14 protein-coding genes and 4 pseudogenes are annotated in these 17,157 nt (G+C 61.3%); 14 read left to right on the top strand and 4 right to left on the bottom strand.

All coding sequences use genetic code 11. The annotated features are described in order from the left end of the window. Positions 1-79: 79 nt before the first annotated feature. The 3 genes from SS05631_RS13470 (at position 80) to SS05631_RS13460 (ending at position 2,494) form a co-directional block, all read left to right on the top strand. Complete coding sequence (locus tag SS05631_RS13470) at positions 80-511, top strand: transposase (protein WP_037425854.1); 432 nt, start codon at positions 80-82, stop codon at positions 509-511. Beyond that, positions 508-864: an IS66 family insertion sequence element accessory protein TnpB gene (gene tnpB / locus SS05631_RS13465; RefSeq protein ID WP_050988377.1), complete on the top strand. Its 357-nt coding sequence runs from the start codon at positions 508-510 to the stop codon at positions 862-864. Before SS05631_RS13470 ends, tnpB begins: the two co-directional genes overlap by 4 nt. 70 nt (positions 865-934) lie before the next feature. Further along, positions 935-2,494 (top strand): IS66 family transposase, encoded by a 1,560-nt coding sequence (locus SS05631_RS13460; protein ID WP_037425852.1) that lies wholly within the window; start codon positions 935-937, stop codon positions 2,492-2,494. 25 nt (positions 2,495-2,519) lie between these two features. Here SS05631_RS13460 and SS05631_RS13455 read toward each other — a convergent pair whose 3' ends face one another. Further along, on the bottom strand, positions 2,520-2,951 hold the full coding sequence (locus tag SS05631_RS13455; protein ID WP_244412374.1) for a hypothetical protein: 432 nt from the start codon (positions 2,949-2,951) through the stop codon (positions 2,520-2,522). Between the two features lie 122 nt (positions 2,952-3,073). Here SS05631_RS13455 and SS05631_RS13450 point away from each other — a divergent pair, with 122 nt between their 5' ends. From SS05631_RS13450 to SS05631_RS32650, 11 genes and pseudogenes are all read left to right on the top strand, one after another. Then, positions 3,074-3,388 (top strand): cupin domain-containing protein, encoded by a 315-nt coding sequence (locus SS05631_RS13450; protein ID WP_172900187.1) that lies wholly within the window; start codon positions 3,074-3,076, stop codon positions 3,386-3,388. A 262-nt stretch (positions 3,389-3,650) separates the two neighbouring features. Continuing rightward, entirely contained in the window at positions 3,651-4,616 is a 966-nt protein-coding gene (gene eutB, locus SS05631_RS13445) for a hydroxyectoine utilization dehydratase EutB (RefSeq protein WP_037425850.1), read from the top strand. A gap of 16 nt (positions 4,617-4,632) precedes the next feature. After that, a pseudogene (gene eutC / locus SS05631_RS13440) lies at positions 4,633-5,627 on the top strand (ectoine utilization protein EutC). 194 nt (positions 5,628-5,821) lie between these two features. Continuing rightward, positions 5,822-7,318: an NAD-dependent succinate-semialdehyde dehydrogenase gene (locus tag SS05631_RS13435; RefSeq protein WP_095678046.1), complete on the top strand. Its 1,497-nt coding sequence runs from the start codon at positions 5,822-5,824 to the stop codon at positions 7,316-7,318. Between the two features lie 130 nt (positions 7,319-7,448). Next, positions 7,449-7,802 carry a cupin domain-containing protein gene (locus SS05631_RS13430; protein WP_037425827.1) on the top strand — a complete coding sequence of 118 codons (354 nt, stop codon included), beginning with the start codon at positions 7,449-7,451 and terminating at the stop codon, positions 7,800-7,802. A 278-nt stretch (positions 7,803-8,080) separates the two neighbouring features. Further along, the gene (locus SS05631_RS13425) at positions 8,081-8,917 is read left to right on the top strand and encodes a GNAT family N-acetyltransferase (RefSeq protein WP_037425825.1); all 837 of its coding nucleotides are present in this window, start codon (positions 8,081-8,083) and stop codon (positions 8,915-8,917) included. Positions 8,918-9,237: 320 nt separating this feature from the next. Then, a pseudogene (locus tag SS05631_RS13420) lies at positions 9,238-10,270 on the top strand (IS630 family transposase); the annotation flags it as partial. Positions 10,271-10,529: 259 nt separating this feature from the next. Then, positions 10,530-11,489, top strand: a complete 960-nt coding sequence (gene ltaE, locus SS05631_RS13415; protein WP_244412370.1) for a low-specificity L-threonine aldolase — start codon at positions 10,530-10,532, stop codon at positions 11,487-11,489. Between the two features lie 381 nt (positions 11,490-11,870). Further along, positions 11,871-12,851, top strand: coding sequence for a threonine dehydratase (locus tag SS05631_RS13410; protein WP_037425819.1), 981 nt, complete (start codon positions 11,871-11,873; stop codon positions 12,849-12,851). Between the two features lie 64 nt (positions 12,852-12,915). Next, positions 12,916-13,100 (top strand): annotated as a pseudogene (locus SS05631_RS31885) (D-amino-acid oxidase); the annotation flags it as partial. Between the two features lie 154 nt (positions 13,101-13,254). Further along, positions 13,255-13,566 (top strand): annotated as a pseudogene (locus tag SS05631_RS32650) (cupin domain-containing protein); the annotation flags it as partial. Positions 13,567-14,174: 608 nt separating this feature from the next. Here SS05631_RS32650 and SS05631_RS13400 read toward each other — a convergent pair. Genes SS05631_RS13400 through SS05631_RS13390 form a run of 3 tightly spaced genes read right to left on the bottom strand, consistent with a single transcriptional unit; the run spans position 14,175 to position 17,129 of the window. Then, positions 14,175-15,497: an FAD-binding oxidoreductase gene (locus SS05631_RS13400; RefSeq protein WP_037425815.1), complete on the bottom strand. Its 1,323-nt coding sequence runs from the start codon at positions 15,495-15,497 to the stop codon at positions 14,175-14,177. Between the two features lie 28 nt (positions 15,498-15,525). Further along, the gene (locus tag SS05631_RS13395) at positions 15,526-15,951 is read right to left on the bottom strand and encodes a RidA family protein (protein WP_037425812.1); all 426 of its coding nucleotides are present in this window, start codon (positions 15,949-15,951) and stop codon (positions 15,526-15,528) included. Beyond that, on the bottom strand, positions 15,951-17,129 hold the full coding sequence (locus SS05631_RS13390; RefSeq protein ID WP_037425809.1) for a DSD1 family PLP-dependent enzyme: 1,179 nt from the start codon (positions 17,127-17,129) through the stop codon (positions 15,951-15,953). The genes SS05631_RS13395 and SS05631_RS13390 overlap by 1 nt, the downstream gene beginning before the upstream one ends. Positions 17,130-17,157 lie beyond the last annotated feature (28 nt).

Genomic DNA, 17,157 nt, shown 5'->3' with positions numbered 1-17,157 from the left:
TAAGTAAGCGCTGTTCTGACCCCACCTTTTGGATCAGCGTCTGATCGTCGATTCTCGGGCCCAAAGAGGGCTCCGACATATGACGATCACAGGGTTTACGCATAGCACCAAGACAGATGAGGCGGTGCAACGGTTCGAGATATTCACCGGCTCGGGCCGGCGTCGCGATTGGAGCGACGAGGAGAAGGAGCGGATCGTCGCCGAGAGCTATGGCGGCGAGATGTCGGTCTGCGCGGTTGCCCGCCGGCATGGTCTGTCACCTGGCCAGTTGTTCACCTGGCGGCGTCTGGCCCGAAGCCGGCAGGAGGAGGGTCCGCCGCCGATGTTTGTGCCGGCGGTGATGGCGGCGGCGGAGGAACCGCCGGCGCGTCGCCGGAAGATAGCACCCAAAACCGCGGCCCCGAGAGCGGCGATCGAACTGGAGATCGGCGAAGCAACGATCAGAATCGCGGCTGGCACCGATGCAGCGACGATCGCCGCGGTCATCCAGGCGCTGAGAGTCCAAGCGTGATCGGGCCGTCCGGTACCCTCCGGGTGATGATTGCCACTGGGCCGGTCGACTTCCGCAAGGGGGCGGAAGGACTGGCTGCGCTGGTGAAGGCGGAGATGGGAGGCGATCCATTCTCCGGTACGGTTTACGTTTTCCGGGCGAAACGAACCGACCGGATCAAGCTGATCTTCTGGTATGGCACCGGCATGTGTCTCGTCGCCAAGCGGCTCGAGGACGGCGAGTTCCGCTGGCCGAAGATGCAGGACGGCGTCATGCATCTGACCGCGGCGCAATTCTCGGCACTGTTCGAGGGGCTGGATTGGAAACGCGTCCACGCCAGGGAGCCGGCGCGTGTTCCCGTAACACCCGGCTAGAGCCGCGACCAATTGAATCAGGGGCGTTCGGGCTCTGCCCCCAGGCCCACGAATATGCTCTGTTGCACTCATGACGATGACGGCCAACGAGCTTCCCAATGACCTGGAGACGCTGAAGGCGATGGTGCTTTCGCGCGAGGCGGAGAATGCGCGACTTCGGCAGATCATCAAGGCGTTGCAGCGCCATCGCTTCGGCCGCCGAGCCGAGAGCTTGCCCGAGGACCAACTCCTGCTTAGCCTCGAAGAAGCCGAACAGATCGAAGCGGCCACAGACGAGGAAAAGGCGCAGGCCTCCATTGCGGAGCGTCAGGCGCGGGCGGCAAGGCGGCGGACGAACCGAGGCGCGCTTCCCACCCATCTGCCGCGCATCGAAACGGTCGTCGACATTGATGACTATGCCTGTCCCTGCTGTCAGAATCCGCTTCACCGAATCGGCGAGGATGTCAGCGAGAGGCTCGACATCGTTCCCGCCCAGTTCCGCGTGCTGGTCATGCGCCGGCCGAAGTATGCCTGTCGTGCCTGCGAGGACGTCGTCGTTCAGGCTCCGGCCCCCGCGCGACTGATCGAAGGTGGCATTCCGACGGACGCGACCGTCGCGCAGGTGCTGGTCTCCAAATACGCCGATCACTTGCCGCTCTATCGTCAGGCGCAAATCTACAAACGCCAAGGGATCAATCTCGATCGCTCTACGCTTGCCGACTGGGTCGGCCGTGCCGCCTGGCACCTCCGTCCGGTCCACCAGCGGCTCCTTGAGCACCTGAAGGCTTCGCAGAAGCTGTTTGGCGACGAAACCACCGCGCCGGTTCTTGATCCGGGGCGTGGCAAGACCAAGACGGGCCAGTTATGGGCTTATGCCCGCGACGATCGACCATGGCAGGGTGACGATCCGCCCGGCGTGGTCTACGTCTATGCGCCGGACCGCAAGGCCGAGCGGCCGATGACGCATCTCGATGGCTTTACCGGCATCCTCCAGGTCGATGGCTACAGCGGCTACCGGCCGCTCGCCGAGAAGAACGCGGTATCCTTGGCCTTCTGCTGGAGCCATGTCCGTCGGCGCTTTTACGAGCTGGCGGCTTCCGGTCCCGCTCCGATCGCCAGCGAGGCGCTCAAACGCATCGCCGAGCTTTATCGCATCGAGGACGAGATACGCGGACGGCCGCCGGATGAGCGTTGTGCCGTGCGCCGGCAGAAGAGCCGTCCCGTGACCGAGAGCCTTGCGCCTTGGCTGCGCGCACAACTCGCTCTGATCAGTCAGAAGACGAAGCTCGCCGAGGCAATCCGCTATGCGCTCTCACGCTGGGACGGTCTCAACCGCTTCATCGACGACGGTCGCATCGAGATCGATTCCAATACCGTCGAACGCTCAATCCGACCGATTGCGCTCAACAGGAAAAACGCCCTCTTCGCCGGCTCAGACGCCGGAGCCGTGCAATGGGCGATCATCGCTTCGCTGATCGAAACCGCCAAGCTCAATGATGTTGAGCCGCTGAGCTACCTTACCGGTGCGCTTACTAAGATTGTGAATGGCCATCCGAACAGCCAGCTTGATGACCTACTGCCATGGGCCTACGCCGCAAGCACAGAGCCCGCAGCCGTGCGGCGTCCCGTCTTGACGGCTGATGCCAAATGATTTTCTGACCGGCTAGTCCAGCCGATCATCGCAAAACGCCCATCAGCGTTTTATGCGGCGGCCCGCCTTCTGCATCATGGATTACGAGGGAAACCGTCTCGAAGAGAACTTCGATCATGACGTCATTGAAGGATATCAGCCAAAGTCGTGGATTTAGGACCTTCCACTCGGTAGTTTCCTCCCCGCCTATAACTTCATTGAACACCCATGGATGGACCGGATACCTGCACCCTTTCAGCCCTTCAACGTTCATCGGCGTTATTCGAAAATCGATAACCTCCCGAAATTTGAGCACCACGTTTCCACTTCCCGACTGGGGAGAGGCTTCATAGCAAACGAAGGCGTCCTTCCCGTCATAGAGCACTGAGGGGTTTGCGACTGTTCCTAATTCCGGAAATGCCTCTCGGGGCCTTACGACTTGCATGATTGATCGCTGCCTGCTCCGGTTGATGGTCAAGGCACGGTTCCGATCATTTAGCCACTTTGTCAACACAGCTAGTCATGAACCTGATCACCAGGGGCCGTGGTCCAAGAACGACGCTTACCAAACTAACCTTCATCGACCAGAAAAATCTCCCAATGCCGCGGAAGGGCGCGCCGCCTCCCGAGCGGCTGGTCGATGGACTGCCGCAATTTCTTACATGGGACATCGCCGCTACCGCAGACGGAAAGATGCGGACGGGCGTATGGGAGGCAACTCCGGGCGCCTACCGTTCGATCAAGGGTGAGACCTTTGAATTCTGCGTCATTCTCTCCGGAGTGTCCGAACTCACTGAGGACGGAGGCGAGCCCCGCAGGATCAGCGCTGGTGACGCTTTTGTGATGCACCCCGGCTTCGTCGGCACATGGCGGGTTATCGAGACCACACGCAAGCTTTGGGTCGCGCGCGACTGATCGCGCCGACATCCGCGCAATTCGGTGAAGTGCGCGCGACCGCCAGCTTTGTGAAATGGCGGCGCGCGCAATAACCTGACCTGTTTCTGCAGCAGGCTCCTGATTGTGATTCACATAGCATCTGGCTGTTCGACGGTGCCACCAACTCGGTGGCGTACGATGAACTGGGCGGTCGCGCCGAGTTGCTGCGTCATCACCTCCGATGAGGAGCCGGGACCACTCCGCCGATCATGACCGGTTTAAGCAGGTGAAATATAACGCAATGATTAGCCATGACCTGATCAAGCAGGCACGTGAGCGCATCGCCAGTCACGTCCTCCGTACTCCTCTGACGATATCGACATCGCTTTCCGAACGCACCGGAGCGCAGGTCAGCTTGAAGCTCGAGCATCGCCAATCGACCGGTAGCTTTAAGCTCCGGGGTGCAACAAATGCAGTTCTTCAACTCAGCCAGTTGGAGCGCGACCGCGGCGTCATCGCAGCCTCAACCGGCAATCACGGAAGGGCACTTTCCCTTGCTGCCCGGGCAGTCGGTTCCGGCGCGACCATTTGCATGTCGCGTCTGGTACCCGAAAACAAGGTCTCGGAAATCCGACGGCTGGGCGCAACAGTACGGATAGTGGGTTCTTCGCAGGACGACGCACAAGCGGAAGTCGAGCGGCTGGTTGCAGAGGAAGGGCTCAGCATGATCCCGCCTTTTGATCATCCTCACGTCATCACCGGCCAGGGAACGGTCGGGCTTGAAATCGTCGAGGAGATGCCCGAGGTCGCGACCGTTCTTGTTCCTCTTTCTGGAGGTGGGTTGGCCGCAGGCGTCGCGGCAGCCGTAAAGGCCATGCGACCCCAGGCCAAGGTAATCGGCGTCACTATGGACCGGGGGGCAGCCATGAAGGCTAGCATCGACGCCGGCCACCCGGTGCAGGTGAAGGAGTATCGCAGTCTGGCCGACTCGCTCGGCGGTGGAATCGGCTTGGGTAACGCCTGGACTTTCCCGATGTGCAAAACCCTTCTCAACGACATCGTCCTCATCAATGAACGCGAGATAGCTGCCGGTGTGCGGCACGCGTACGAGCAAGAGCGTGAGATTGTCGAAGGCGCTGGCGCAGTTGGTATCGCGGCGCTGCTTTCCGGCAAGCTGGCTCATCTCAAAGGTCCGGCAGCAGTCATATTGTCGGGTCAGAATATCGACATGACGTTGCATCGAAAAATCATCAACGGACGCATATAGCAACTGAGGTGGGCTGATGCCTATTATTAGAATACTTACCGAGCCTGAGCTCAGACAGATCATTCCGCTCGACGTCGATGCGGTTAAGTGCACGGAAGGCGCGTTTCGCGCGCTGGCGGTCGACAATGCGGTGGAGATGCCGCCCATTCTGCGTCTGGATGTGCCTGAGAGCAGAGGCGAAGTCGATGTGAAAACCGCATATATTCCAGGCTTGAGCGGCTTCGCGATCAAAATCAGCCCTGGTTTCTTTGACAATCCGAAGCTCGGCCTTGCGAGTACAAACGGGATGATGGTTTTGCTCTCAAGTAAAACCGGGCTGATTCAGGCACTGCTTCTCGACAATGGTTACCTGACCGACGTCAGGACAGCAGCCGCTGGTGCGGTTGCGGCAAAACTCTGTCGCGAGGCGATGCTTCGATCGCAACCATCTTCGGCGCCGGAGTACAGGCAAGGCTGCAACTCCAAGCGCTCACGCTGGTGAGACCAATCCAGGAAGTCCGTATATGGGCGCGTGATTACTCCAAGGCGGAGGCGCTCGTCGAACAATTGAAACTCGAGCATAGCATGCCGGTTACAGCGTTCGCCGACCCAAAGGAAGCAGTATCGGGTTCCCACATCATTGTGACAACAACACCTGCAGACCGGCCGATCCTGGATGCCGCCTGGCTTGAACCAGGGCAGCACGTGACAGCCATGGGCTCCGACGCCGAACATAAGAACGAGATCGATCCGATCGCGATTGCGCGCGCAGACATCTACGTGGCGGACAGCCTGAAACAGACACGCAGGCTGGGGGAGCTTCATCATGCCATAGAGGCTGGGCTGGTTGCGAGCGACGCTGATTTTCCGGAACTCGGCCAAATCATTGCGGGCGAGAAGGTCGGACGTACTCGCGATGCAGACATCACAATAGCCGATCTTACCGGTACAGGTGTTCAGGACACCGCAATTGCCACGCTAGCCTTTCAGCGTGCCGAGGAACTCAAGACCGGCAGGATGTTCGAGTGCTGAGGCGGTCGTGTCTTTGTGCAACGTCCATGTTCGCACACCGAGCGCATGCCGCCTCAAAGGCTCAGAATTCGCGGCCACGTTCATGGGCTTCGCAATTTATTGCCGCAACCAATTTGATCTATGTTGACACCAATCTCAAAACCAATCTTATATTGATCGCGTGTCAAACCTGATTGGTAGCGAAGGTGCTGAACGTGAAACCAACTCCCGCGCAAAAAACGACTCCCCTTGTCTCTCCCGCCTCGGCTGCCGTAGTTCGCGATGCTCCTACGCAACTGTTCATCGGCGGCGAATGGGTTTCGGCAAAAGAAAACCGCACATTTGAAGTGGTCGACCCCTCGAGTGGAGATATAGTCGCCAGCGTTTCCGATGGCGATGTTGCCGATGGTATATCCGCGGTCGATGCAGCGGAAAAGGCCTCTGCGGCTTGGAAGGCAACTTCGCCGCGGCATCGCTCGGACGTTTTGATGAAGTGTTTTCATCTTGTGCTCGAAAAGGCGGAATGGCTGGCGCAACTCATCACCGTGGAGAACGGCAAGGCACTTGCGGACGCCAGGTCGGAGGTCGCCTACGCGGCCGAGTTTTTCCGCTGGTACGCCGAGGAAGCTGTACGGACGCCGGGCGAATTCGGACCTGCGCCCTCTGGCGCCAACCATATCATCGTCAACCATGAGCCGATTGGTATCGCCGTATTGGTGACGCCCTGGAACTTCCCCGCGGCAATGGCGACCCGGAAGATCGCGCCCGCACTGGCCGCGGGCTGCACATGCATCCTGAAGCCCGCAGCTGAGACCCCACTGACGGCGCTCGCGGTCGGCGAGATCATGCGGCAGGCCGGCGTTCCGGCCGGGGTGGTCAACATCGTGACAACGAAGAAGGCCGGACCCGTGGTCAGCGCCATGCTGCATGACAAGCGGGTACGGAAGCTGTCGTTTACCGGCTCGACAGGCGTCGGTCGGACGTTGCTGCGCGAGGCTGCGGACCAGGTCGTCAATTGTTCCATGGAACTCGGCGGCAATGCGCCCTTCGTTGTTTTCGACGATGCCGACCTGGAGACGGCGGTCGCCGGAGCAATGGTTGCCAAGATGCGCAACGGCGGCGAGGCATGCACTGCCGCGAATCGCTTCTATGTGCAGAAGGGGATTCTGGCGGAGTTCACGCGGCGGTTCGCGGAAGAGATGGCCGCACTGAAGGTCGGACCAGGACTGGCTCCGGAGACGCAGCTCGGGCCACTGATCACCGAGGCCGCGGTCGCCAAGGTGGAACGCCTGGTGGACGACGCCATTGCCAAGGGGGCCCGCCTGGTTACCGGCGGCAGCCGCTTGGACCGCGACGGCTTTTACTACCCCCCTACCGTACTGGCTGACGTTTCTCCTGATGCCGAGATCCTTCGCGAAGAAATCTTCGGACCGGTTGCGCCAGTCATTGCATTTGAAACCGAGGACGAGGTCGTCCAGATGGCCAACGACACCGAATACGGCCTGGTTTCCTATGTGTTCAGCAGCGACCTCAAACGCGCGCTTTCGGTCGCCGGACGGCTGGAAAGCGGCATGGTCGGAATCAACCGAGGCGTCGTCTCCGACGCTGCGGCACCGTTTGGCGGCATGAAGCAGAGCGGCCTCGGCCGAGAAGGAAGCCACCACGGCATGCTTGAATATCTCGAAACAAAATACATCGCCGCAAGCTGGTAGGTACCCGGCGCTTCCGACCGCTTCCTTCTACCGTAATGACAATCTCGTAACGAGGTCGGAGCCGACATCACATCCATCTTGTCTAACTACGACGCGAATTTTCTTTCACTCTGATAAATTGGAGAACTGGATGTCACTACTCAAATCGATCGACCCAAATCCTTCGTTCGAACCGAAGCACGCGACCCCCGCGCCGGATCGCCTTATCGCCGGTGCGCCCGCGTTCAAGACCTGGGCGCAGGACAGCGACAAAGAGGGCAAGGTGAATACCGGCGTCTGGGAGGCCACTCCCGGCGAGACGCACTCCATCAAGGGCGAAACCTTTGAGTTCTGCCACATCCTGCAGGGAGTGGTCGAGCTGACAGAGAAGGGCAAGGAACCGGTCATTTATCGCGCGGGCGACAGCTTCGTGATGAAACCCGGCTACGTCGGGGTCTGGAAAACAATCGAGACGGTACGGAAAATCTACGTCACCATCACTTAATTGTTGCACCGAAAAGACCGTTCCGACGCACATTACTCAATTTCCATGCGGGTTGGAGCGCCTTGGCAGGGGAGGTCTGCCGGTCCGCAACGCCCGAAAATGGGCTGGGCGATTATTCGCCCAGCCCAACTCGTGCTTCCAGCAGTATGCCCTTTAACAAAGAGCTTGCGCTTCATTGTTGTCGCAGTACAGCCTGAGATCTCATCGCTCACCCGAGGCGGTAAAACCCTGCCGTTGTTTCCAAGGTGAGCGTGGATATCAATGAAACGGATCAACCCATGCAAACCGAAACGTTCGCTCTCGCGCCTTTCGAGGCTCACCATTTGGATGGTGCTTTGGCTCTGTCACGTGCAGCGGGCTGGGCACACAGGAGAGAAGATTGGGAGATGATATGGTCGCTGAGCGAGGGGCGGGTTGCCCTTGTGGGTGATCGTGTCGTAGGCACAGCTCTCATGACTCCCTTCGGCGACACCTGCTCAGCCATCAACATGATTATAGTCGATGAAAGCCAGCGGGGCCGGGGACTCGGAAGACAATTGACCAGCGCCGTGATGGAACTCGCCGGTGATCGGGAATGCCGTTTGACCGCAACAAGTGACGGCTTACCTCTTTACGAAAAGCTGGGGTTCGTTACGACGCATCAAATCGTCCGCCACCAGGGCGTTATTGGCCGCGTCGATACACCTGAAAATGTCGCGTGGATCGGGCCCGACGCCCTGCCGGCAATCAAAGCGCTCGATCGTGCGGCTTTCGGCGCCGACCGCGATGCGCTCCACGATGCGCTGGTGAAGGAGGGTCCCTTCGCCGTTATCCGGAACGATGGCGATATCGTCGCCTTCGCGGCCACGCGTTTTTTCGGGATGGGTGAAGTCATCGGCCCGGTCGTGGCAGAAAACGCGGCACAGGCGAGGGATTTGATTGCCTTCATCCTCTCCGGCAAGGAAGGTCGTTTCGTGCGCATCGACATCCCTGAACAAAGCGGCCTTTCCTCATTGCTCGAAGGCTGCGGGCTGCCTCACGAGGGCGGAGTCATTGCGATGGTTCGGGGTGCAAAAGGCCGGTCTCAGATATCGGCGGTTCGAACTTTCTGCTTGGCGAGCCAGGCTATTGGCTGACTGCACATTTGAGGAGGCCGTTGTCACTGAAACGGATATTGCGGATTCTGTGGCGGAACAGGGGGCTGGAGGGGAAATCGACGAAATTCATCGATCGGGGGGAGCGCAGCGGAAACGCAGACTGAACTCTACCCGCTACCCCGTCGTCTTTGGAGCGCTGGTAGCGACCCGCTCGTCTGCCTCCATTCGGGAGTTCATGCTGGCGTGCAGTCACCAACCAGCTCAAGGCTTCCGGAGGAGGCGGACGTAGGATTGCTTAGGTATGACCGACGAGCGCCGCTTCCGACTCTCATAGGATCCCAAGAAGGCAAGAATCTGAAATCCATGCTGCTAAACAGGAGGTTGGCAATGGGTTCAGCGGTTTTGTTGCTTTCGACGGTGCAGCTCTTCGGCAACTTGCACGGCAGGCGAAGGATGCCAATCAGTCCTGGCGGTTGCTGGCTCTTGCAACAATTTATGACGGCGGCTCGGGTACTGCGCGGATCGGCAGCGTGGCTCTGCAGATCGTGCGGGATTGGGTCCTGCGCTTCAACACGCGCGGCCCGACGGACTTGCGAATCGCAAGGCCCCGCGGTCGGGCGAAGTTGAACCACGCGCAGCGCCAGGCGCTGGCGAAGATCGTCGAGAGCGGGCGGATCCGTCGATCCACGGTGTCGTCCGCTGGCGGCGCAAGGATCTGGTGCAGTGGATCTTTCAGGAATTCCGCATCTCGATCGGTGAGACGACGGTCGGGCGTGAGTTGAAGGCGTTCGGCTTCGCCAAGCTGTCGGCCCGCCCAGGCCACAACGCGCAGAACGACATCGAGGCGGCCGCTTCTAAAAAAGACTTCCCCGCCCCTCTGGCAGAAATCAGAGCCAAGCTCCCGCAGGGCACGGACATCGACTGTGGTGGGCCGACGAAGCGCGGATAGGCCGAAGAACTGGTTTACGCGGCGTTGGGCGCGTCGCGGAACCCGGCCATCCGCGTCCGCGGACCAGCGAACCATGTGGGCCTACATCTTCGGCGCCATCTGTCCGGGAAGGGCAAGGGCGTCGGCCTCGTGCTACCTTGGCGCGACACCGAAGCCATGCAGGGGCACCTCGCCGAAATCAGCCGGGCCGTAATCTGGCCGGATGGCACGTCACGCCGAAGCTCAAGGTACCCGACAACATTACCATGATGTTCCTGCCGCCGCGCTCGCCGGAACTGAACCCCGTAGAGAACGTCTGGCAGTTCATGCGCGACAACTGGCTCTCGAACCGCATCTTCAAGGACTACAACGATATCGTCGCCCATTGCTGCGCTGCATGGAACAAGCTCGTCGATCAGCCGTGGCGCATCATGTCCATCGGACTGAGCCAGCGGGCCCATGGTGCTGCTCAATGCGCCTTGGTATCAGTTCTCGGTCACAATAAACCGTCGCGCCAGTCATCAATCGAGGAAATACTGATCGCCTTATTGGTGATCCTGCATCACCAAAAGCCGTCAGCAAAATTCGATAGCCGGGCCCAGTCGTTTGGCTGTATCACCAAGACAGCCGCACCCAGGGATCTGGACTATGCAAACACCTGTCATCCGCCTTGATTTCCGTTCCGATACGGTCACCCGTCCAACCCTTGGCATGCGTGCGGCGATGGCTGCCGCCGAGGTGGGCGACGATGTCCTTGGCGACGATCCCACGATCAAGGCGCTCGAGGCCCGACTTGCCGCACTGTTCGGCAAGGAAGCGGGACTGTTCATGCCAACCGGCACCATGTCCAATCTCGCTGCGATCATGAGCCATTGCCAGCGCGGCGAGGAATTTCTCTGCGCAACCGGAGCTCATACCTATCTGTGGGAAGCCGGGGGCGCTGCGGTGCTGGGCTCGGTCCAGCCGCAACCCTTGCCGGTGCGCGCCGACGGGACAATCCCCATCGAGGACCTTCACGCCGCGGTGAAGGACGACGATCCGCATTTTGCGATCACGCGACTGGTCACCATCGAGAACACGTTCGCCGGGCGGGTCCTGCCGCGCGATCATCTGGCCGAGGTCCTCGAATTTGCGCGGGAGCGGAAGCTCGCCACCCATCTCGATGGTGCGCGGCTGTTCAATGCGGCTGCGGCGCTCGGCGTTGATGTCGGGTACCTGGCAGAGGGCTTCGATAGCGTGTCGCTGTGCCTTTCAAAGGGGCTGGGGGCGCCGCTCGGATCAGTGCTGGTCGGCGATGCCCCATTGATCGCCCGTGCGCGCCGGTGGCGGAAGATGCTTGGCGGCGGAATGCGGCAGGCAGGGATAATTGCGGCGGCTGGGCTGTACGCGCTCGACCACCACGTCGACCGGCTGGCCGAGGACCACGCCAATGCTCGGGTGCTCGCGCAAGCATTTGCGGGAATTGAGGGGCTGAAGGTGACCCCGCCGCAATCAAACGTGGTCTTTGTCGAGCTCGCGCCCTATCTGGCGACCCGGCTGTCCGAGGCGCTACGTGAACTCGGCATCGGGGCGAGTTTCTGGCCCGGTGGGCGCATGCGCTGGGTCACCCATCTCGATGTCAACCGTGCCGCTGTCGACGAGGCCATCGCGGCAGTGCGCGAGATCACTGAGGGCCGGACATGAGAGGCGTCATCGATCCACAATTGATCGTCAGAATAACAAGCGCCACTGTCGCACCAAACAGCCCCTGCGCCGCCATAGCCCCATGACTGCGCCGGCCCGAAGGGGTTTTGGAGAGCGTGCAGACCGGAATGGGCGGTCGGGACTGGCGGAAAGAGTGCCGCGGCAGGGGCGCTTCCCATATTTACCTGAAGAAGCGCCGATATTGTGGGTGGGGTCTGGTGCGCCGCCAAGGCGTTCCGCCTGGCGGGTCCGAACCTGAGAAGCTGATGCAATACTCAGGCAAAGTAGACGTGGAGATGCCGTAGGTGGCAGAGACCTTCACCACGTTATTGGACTGATAAACGACGCTGGTTACGCGTCGAAGAAACATGGAAGCAAGGCATGCATCTGTTCGCACGCAAGGACCTCGAGGAAGCCGCCGCACTCGTTTACCGGCATATGTCACCTACACCGCAATACGTGTGGCCGCAGATCTCGGAAATGGCAGGGGCCGTGGTCTGGATCAAGCACGAGAACCATACGCCGGCCGGCGCTTTCAAGGTCCGCGGCGGAATCACCTTTATGGATTGGCTCCGCCGCAGCGGGCGTTCGACCAGGGGAATCGTCACGGCAACGCGCGGGAATCATGGCCAGAGCCAGGCCCGTGCTGCGCGGGCAGCCGGTCTTGCCGCCAAAATCGTTGTCCCGCACGGCAATTCGGTCGAGAAGAACGCAGCCATGCGGGCCTTTGGCGGCGAGGTCATCGAGTACGGCCGCGACTTCGACGAGGCCCGTACCGAAGCCCGGCGCCTTGCCGCCGAAACCGGCCTATTCCTGGTACCGCCCTTTCACGAGGAGATCGTCCGGGGTGTCTCAAGCTATGGGTTGGAACTCTTCACCGCGGTGCCCGATCTCGATGCCGTCTATGTGCCCATCGGCTGCGGCTCGGGGATTTGCGGCGTCATCACCGCGCGCGAGGCCCTGGGCCTGAAGACGGAAGTGATCGGCGTAGTTTCGACGCACGCGCCGGCCGCGAAGCTCTCCTTCGAGGCCGGACGGCTGATCGAAACCGAAACGGCGCTGACGTTCGCCGACGGCATGGCCGTGCGCATTCCCGTCGAAGAAGCTTTCGCAATGTACTCGAAGGGCGCCTCACGGATCGTCGCCGTCAGCGACGAGGAGGTCGCCGAAGCGATGCGCCTCATCTACCGCGCGACCCACAATGTCGCCGAGGGTGCCGGCGCCGCGTCACTTGCGGCGCTGCTTAAGGAAGCCTCTGTCATGCGCGGCAGAAAAGTCGGCCTTATCTTGAGCGGCGCAAATGTGGACGCCGAGGTCTTCCAGAAAGTACTGGGCGGGGAGACACCACCGGTGGCGACGTAAGGAAGTGACAGTCGGCGGCACGAGAGCTTAAGGCAGAGTTTTCACTATGGCTATCTCGTCGAAGCCGGCCGATGGTGTGAAGGGCCTTTACCTGGCCGCGGGCGGCTCCGGCCACGGCTTCGGGCTCGGGCCGGTATCGGCCGCTTGGCTGCCGACCTGGTTGCCAATGATACCCCGTGTGTCGACCCCAGCTCCTTCCGCCTGTCGCGTGTCGTTGATGGTTCAAAAGTCAAAGTCGGCGCAATCTGATCGGGGGGCCAGATCCAGAGGAAGCCGTTGGGGAGACGCGCAGAGGGAAGCTAGCGGAATGGATGACGATGCATCCTTTTTCTAGCGACGACGCGGATATCACTTTCACTCAGGTAAATAATGGAGAACTAGATGTCCTACTGAAAACCGTCGACCGAATCCATCATTTGAACCGAAGCGTAGAACTGCCGACCCGGATCGCCTCACCGCGGGCAGCCCCGCTTTCAAGACCTGGTTGCAGGACACCGCCAAGGAGAGCAGAGTCAACACCGGCGTCTTCGAGGCGACGCCCGGCGAAACGCACTCCATCAAGGGCGAAACGTTTGAATTTTGCCATCTCGTCCATGGCGTGATCGAATTGACCGAAACGGGTAAGGAGCCGGTTATTTATCGCGCGGGCGACAGCTTCGTCATGAAGCCCGGCGATGTCGGAGTTTGGAAGACAATCGAGACGGTGCGGAAAATCTCGTCACAGTCACCTGATCATTCGAGGGAGCGATGCCGTTTCGAGATGCATTGTCTCCTCGTTTCGCGGGAATGGAGCGAGCCGGCAGGCAAGCCCTTCCGATCGGCTCCATCCCCGAATTGAATTGGCGGTTTTATTCGCCCGTGGCGACGCGCAGGGCGAAGCTGGCGGACTGGACTACGAGGAAATCGCCATCGGCGGCGAGCTCGCAGGCATGTCCATTAGCTTGGCGCCCTTCGAAGGGCCAAAGCGTTGCAGCCGCCGACGAGGCCGATCCGGGCTACACGGCGAGCGCCCGGTCGAATTTCGGTCTCCTATGGAGCTAGAGCAATTGCTGCCGCCAACACCGCCACTAGAGCTTATCCAAGGTGCGTTGATCCCGACCCATTGTCGATACCGTTTGCTGACGAGGAGGAGTGGCGAAGGCGATGTGGTGCATCGTCGGGCGGCTCCGACGAAGGCCAGCGGGCGGAACCGACTCACGCCGTTTCATATCCGAGTTGGCGCCCGCGTCGCTGGCGAACAGGTGACGCTTCGGGCTCCTCGCCTAGGCGATCAAGTCGAAATCTGTTGCGCCGCCCTCACGCGCGTCATCTTATCGGACATCATCAAATCCCGCCCACCTTGATTCTGGAGCCATCAAAGAAGCGCGACAGCCGGAAGGGCGTGGGGTCAACGCAAGGCTTATCGTTAGCAACCAAGTCAGCTGCCAGGCGGCCGATACCCGGTCCGAGTCCGAAGCCGTGGCCGGAGCCACCCGCGGCCAGGTATAGGCCCTTCACACCATCGGCCGGCGAGATGACCGGCACCGCGTCCGGCGTGCAATCCACATAGGCTCCCCAACTGTCGGCGACTTCGATGCCCGCCAGCGCAGGGAACTGCTCCGTGACACCTTTCAGAATAGCCGCGATCGTACGGCGGCTCGGCGTTGGGTCGAGAACGCGCATTCGCTCGAAGGGCGATTGCGTATCCTTGTTCCAACTCGCGAGCGCTTCCGGTCCACGGAACATGGATTTGCCGACACCGATCTGGATCGCTTTCAGACGCGCCAGGAACATCGGCATGAACCAGCGGGCGTAGCGAATGCCTTGCGGGGTGATGTCGAGCATCGCCCTGCCGCTGATCGCAAGCGTGTAGCTGCCATCCAACCGACGGGTCAACGCACACTGCGGCGTATAGATCGCCTCACCCAGATCCCTTGTGGGTCGCGTACGAAGCGCCGTCTGACGCACGCTCGCCTGCGGAAACAGAACTCCGTACTGGCGACAAAACATCGACGTCCAGGCGCCGCCGGCGCAGAGAACGGCTTGTGTCCGGATGGTTCCTTTTTCGGTGATCACCCCGGCCACCGCGCCATTGACCAGATCGAGCCCTCGGGCGGCGCACTCCTGGTGGATGGTCGCCCCGAATTTGCGAGCGCCATCCGCGATCGTCGGCGCGGCGATGGCGGGTTCGGCCTTGCCGTCATCGATCGAATGCACTCCGCCGAGCCATCGGCGGCCGTTCGCCGGAATCGCGGCAGCCGCTTCCTTGGCGCTCAGCATCCTGGTATTGACGTTGAACGGGCGAGCCATGTCACGCCATGCTTCCCATTCCGCCAGCTGCCGCGGATCATCGGTAGCGTAGAGCAGGCCGCATCGGCGGAAGCCGACGTCCTCTCCGATCTTCGCCGCAAACTCATCCCAAACTTGCAAAGCGACGCCCGAGAGCGGCAGCTCGCGCTCGTCCCGGTTCTGCCGCCGGCACCAGCCCCAGTTGCGGCTCGACTGCTCGCCTCCGACATGGCCCTTTTCGACCAGGGCGACGGACAGTCCCCGCTCCGCGAGAAGGAAAGCTGCCGTTGCGCCGACGATGCCGCCGCCGATGACCACGGCATCCGCCTTGGCGGGAAGCTCTTGATCGTTCTGTATGCGTTTGACAATTGGAGACATGGGGCTGACCTGAACTTTGGCGGCCGATTTATACGGCCCTGTTTCCTGCCCCTCCGGCAGGAGCATCTGAGGCAATGACGGCTATCGCATCGACTTCGACGAGATAGCCATAGTGAAGTTCCGGCACCGGAACGACGGTACGAGCCGGACGGGAATCCCCTAGTCGCGCCGCATAAACGTGGTTGAAGCGAGGCCAATTGGCCACGCCGACGATGTAGGCGGTCACCCTAACGAGATCGGCCGCGGTTCCGCCTGCGGCTTCCAGAATCGCCAGCAAGTTGTCGAGGGCCTGCGCCGCCTGGGTCTCGAAGCTGTTATCCGCCAGGGCCTCTCCACCCGTGCGGATCGGTAGCTGACCCGAAATGTAGAGATGCTGACCGACGAGCTTCGCTTGTGAGTAGTGGCCCGCCGGGCTTGGTGCTCGATCGGTATTCACAGTCATGGACTTGGGCATCACCAGCCTCCGAAGCGGGTCCAGCGGGTCTCGACAGCGTGCGAGCGGCCGCGGACCACGTGATAGGTTTCGTGCTGCGCAGCGGTCGCACAGGCGTGGTTTGGCAGGATCCGCACCCGGTCTCCGACCGCCAAATCCGGCAGACGTGCGTTCGATCCGGGACGCACGGCGACGATTCCGTGTTCCTGGTTCGCGTCGGCAACGATGACGTCTTGATAGGGCGTGCCATCCACGTCACAGACCAGACCATAGCCCTGGTCGACGGCCTGCTTACCAGTGCCACGGTCCCGCGACAGCGACATCCATCCGCCATCAGTTATGATCCACCCTTTGTCGCGCTGGTGTCCGATGACGGTCGCAAGCACGCTGAGCGCGATGTCGTCGATTTGGCAGACACCGAGCCCAGCCATCACCAGGTCGAAGAAGACGAAGACGCCCGCGCGGACTTCCGTCACTCCAACGAGTTCCGTCGCGTGATGGGCCGTCGGTGTCGAGCCGACGCTGACGACCGGGCAGGGCAGCCCCGCGGTCCGCAGAATGCGCGCCGCCTCCACGACGGCCAATCGTTCCGTCCCCGCGGAGAGCCGCAGCGCCTCGACACCTCCGCCCTTATAGCTGTCGCCGGCGTGGGTGAGGACTCCACGCAGCTCAGCACCTGCCGTCAGCGCCTGCCCGATTTCCACCAGCTGCGCCTGGTTAGTGGGTCGCACACCGGAGCGGTGGCCGTCGCAATCGATCTCGATCATGGCCGGGATGCGCGTCCCGGACCGCCGAGACGCCTCGGCCACCGCTCGCGCCTGCTGAACAGTATCCAGAGTGACCACGAGATCGACGCCGCTTGCCCGCAGCTCCGCGACACGCGCGAGCTTCGCTGGAGCGATGCCGACTGCATAGATCATGTCCCGGACGCCTGCCGCCGCGAACTGTTCAGCCTCCTTTAGGGTAGAGACGGTTGCCGGTCCCGCCGGCGAGCTCATCACCCGCCGTGCCACTTCGATCGACTTGGCGGTCTTCAAATGCGGCCGGAGTGCCACTCCCATGGCGTCAAGTCGGCTTCTGAGCCGCTGAACATTCCTGTCCATTCGGCCAGCGTCCAGGACCAAGCAGGGTGTTTCCAGGTCCTCAAGGCTGGTCGAGGCGGCCAGCCGGGGTGTGGGCTCGATCGTCGCTTGGACCATGATCTGATCTCCAATTCGGGATTTAACC

The organism is Sinorhizobium sp. CCBAU 05631, from assembly GCF_002288505.1.
Taxonomy (GTDB): Bacteria; Pseudomonadota; Alphaproteobacteria; order Rhizobiales; family Rhizobiaceae; genus Sinorhizobium; species Sinorhizobium fredii_C.
This window is presented reverse-complemented; position numbering and strand designations above follow the sequence as displayed.

Coding starts and splice junctions, on each gene's coding strand:
- SS05631_RS13470 (WP_037425854.1), top strand. CDS start 80: ATGACGATCACAGGGTTTACGCATAGCACCAAGACAGATGAGGCGGTG.
- SS05631_RS13460 (WP_037425852.1), top strand. CDS start 935: ATGACGATGACGGCCAACGAGCTTCCCAATGACCTGGAGACGCTGAAG.
- SS05631_RS13450 (WP_172900187.1), top strand. CDS start 3,074: ATGCCGCGGAAGGGCGCGCCGCCTCCCGAGCGGCTGGTCGATGGACTG.
- eutB (WP_037425850.1), top strand. CDS start 3,651: ATGATTAGCCATGACCTGATCAAGCAGGCACGTGAGCGCATCGCCAGT.
- SS05631_RS13430 (WP_037425827.1), top strand. CDS start 7,449: ATGTCACTACTCAAATCGATCGACCCAAATCCTTCGTTCGAACCGAAG.
- SS05631_RS13425 (WP_037425825.1), top strand. CDS start 8,081: ATGCAAACCGAAACGTTCGCTCTCGCGCCTTTCGAGGCTCACCATTTG.
- ltaE (WP_244412370.1), top strand. CDS start 10,530: ATGGCTGCCGCCGAGGTGGGCGACGATGTCCTTGGCGACGATCCCACG.
- SS05631_RS13410 (WP_037425819.1), top strand. CDS start 11,871: ATGCATCTGTTCGCACGCAAGGACCTCGAGGAAGCCGCCGCACTCGTT.
- SS05631_RS13400 (WP_037425815.1), bottom strand. CDS start 15,497: ATGTCTCCAATTGTCAAACGCATACAGAACGATCAAGAGCTTCCCGCC.
- SS05631_RS13395 (WP_037425812.1), bottom strand. CDS start 15,951: ATGCCCAAGTCCATGACTGTGAATACCGATCGAGCACCAAGCCCGGCG.
- SS05631_RS13390 (WP_037425809.1), bottom strand. CDS start 17,129: ATGGTCCAAGCGACGATCGAGCCCACACCCCGGCTGGCCGCCTCGACC.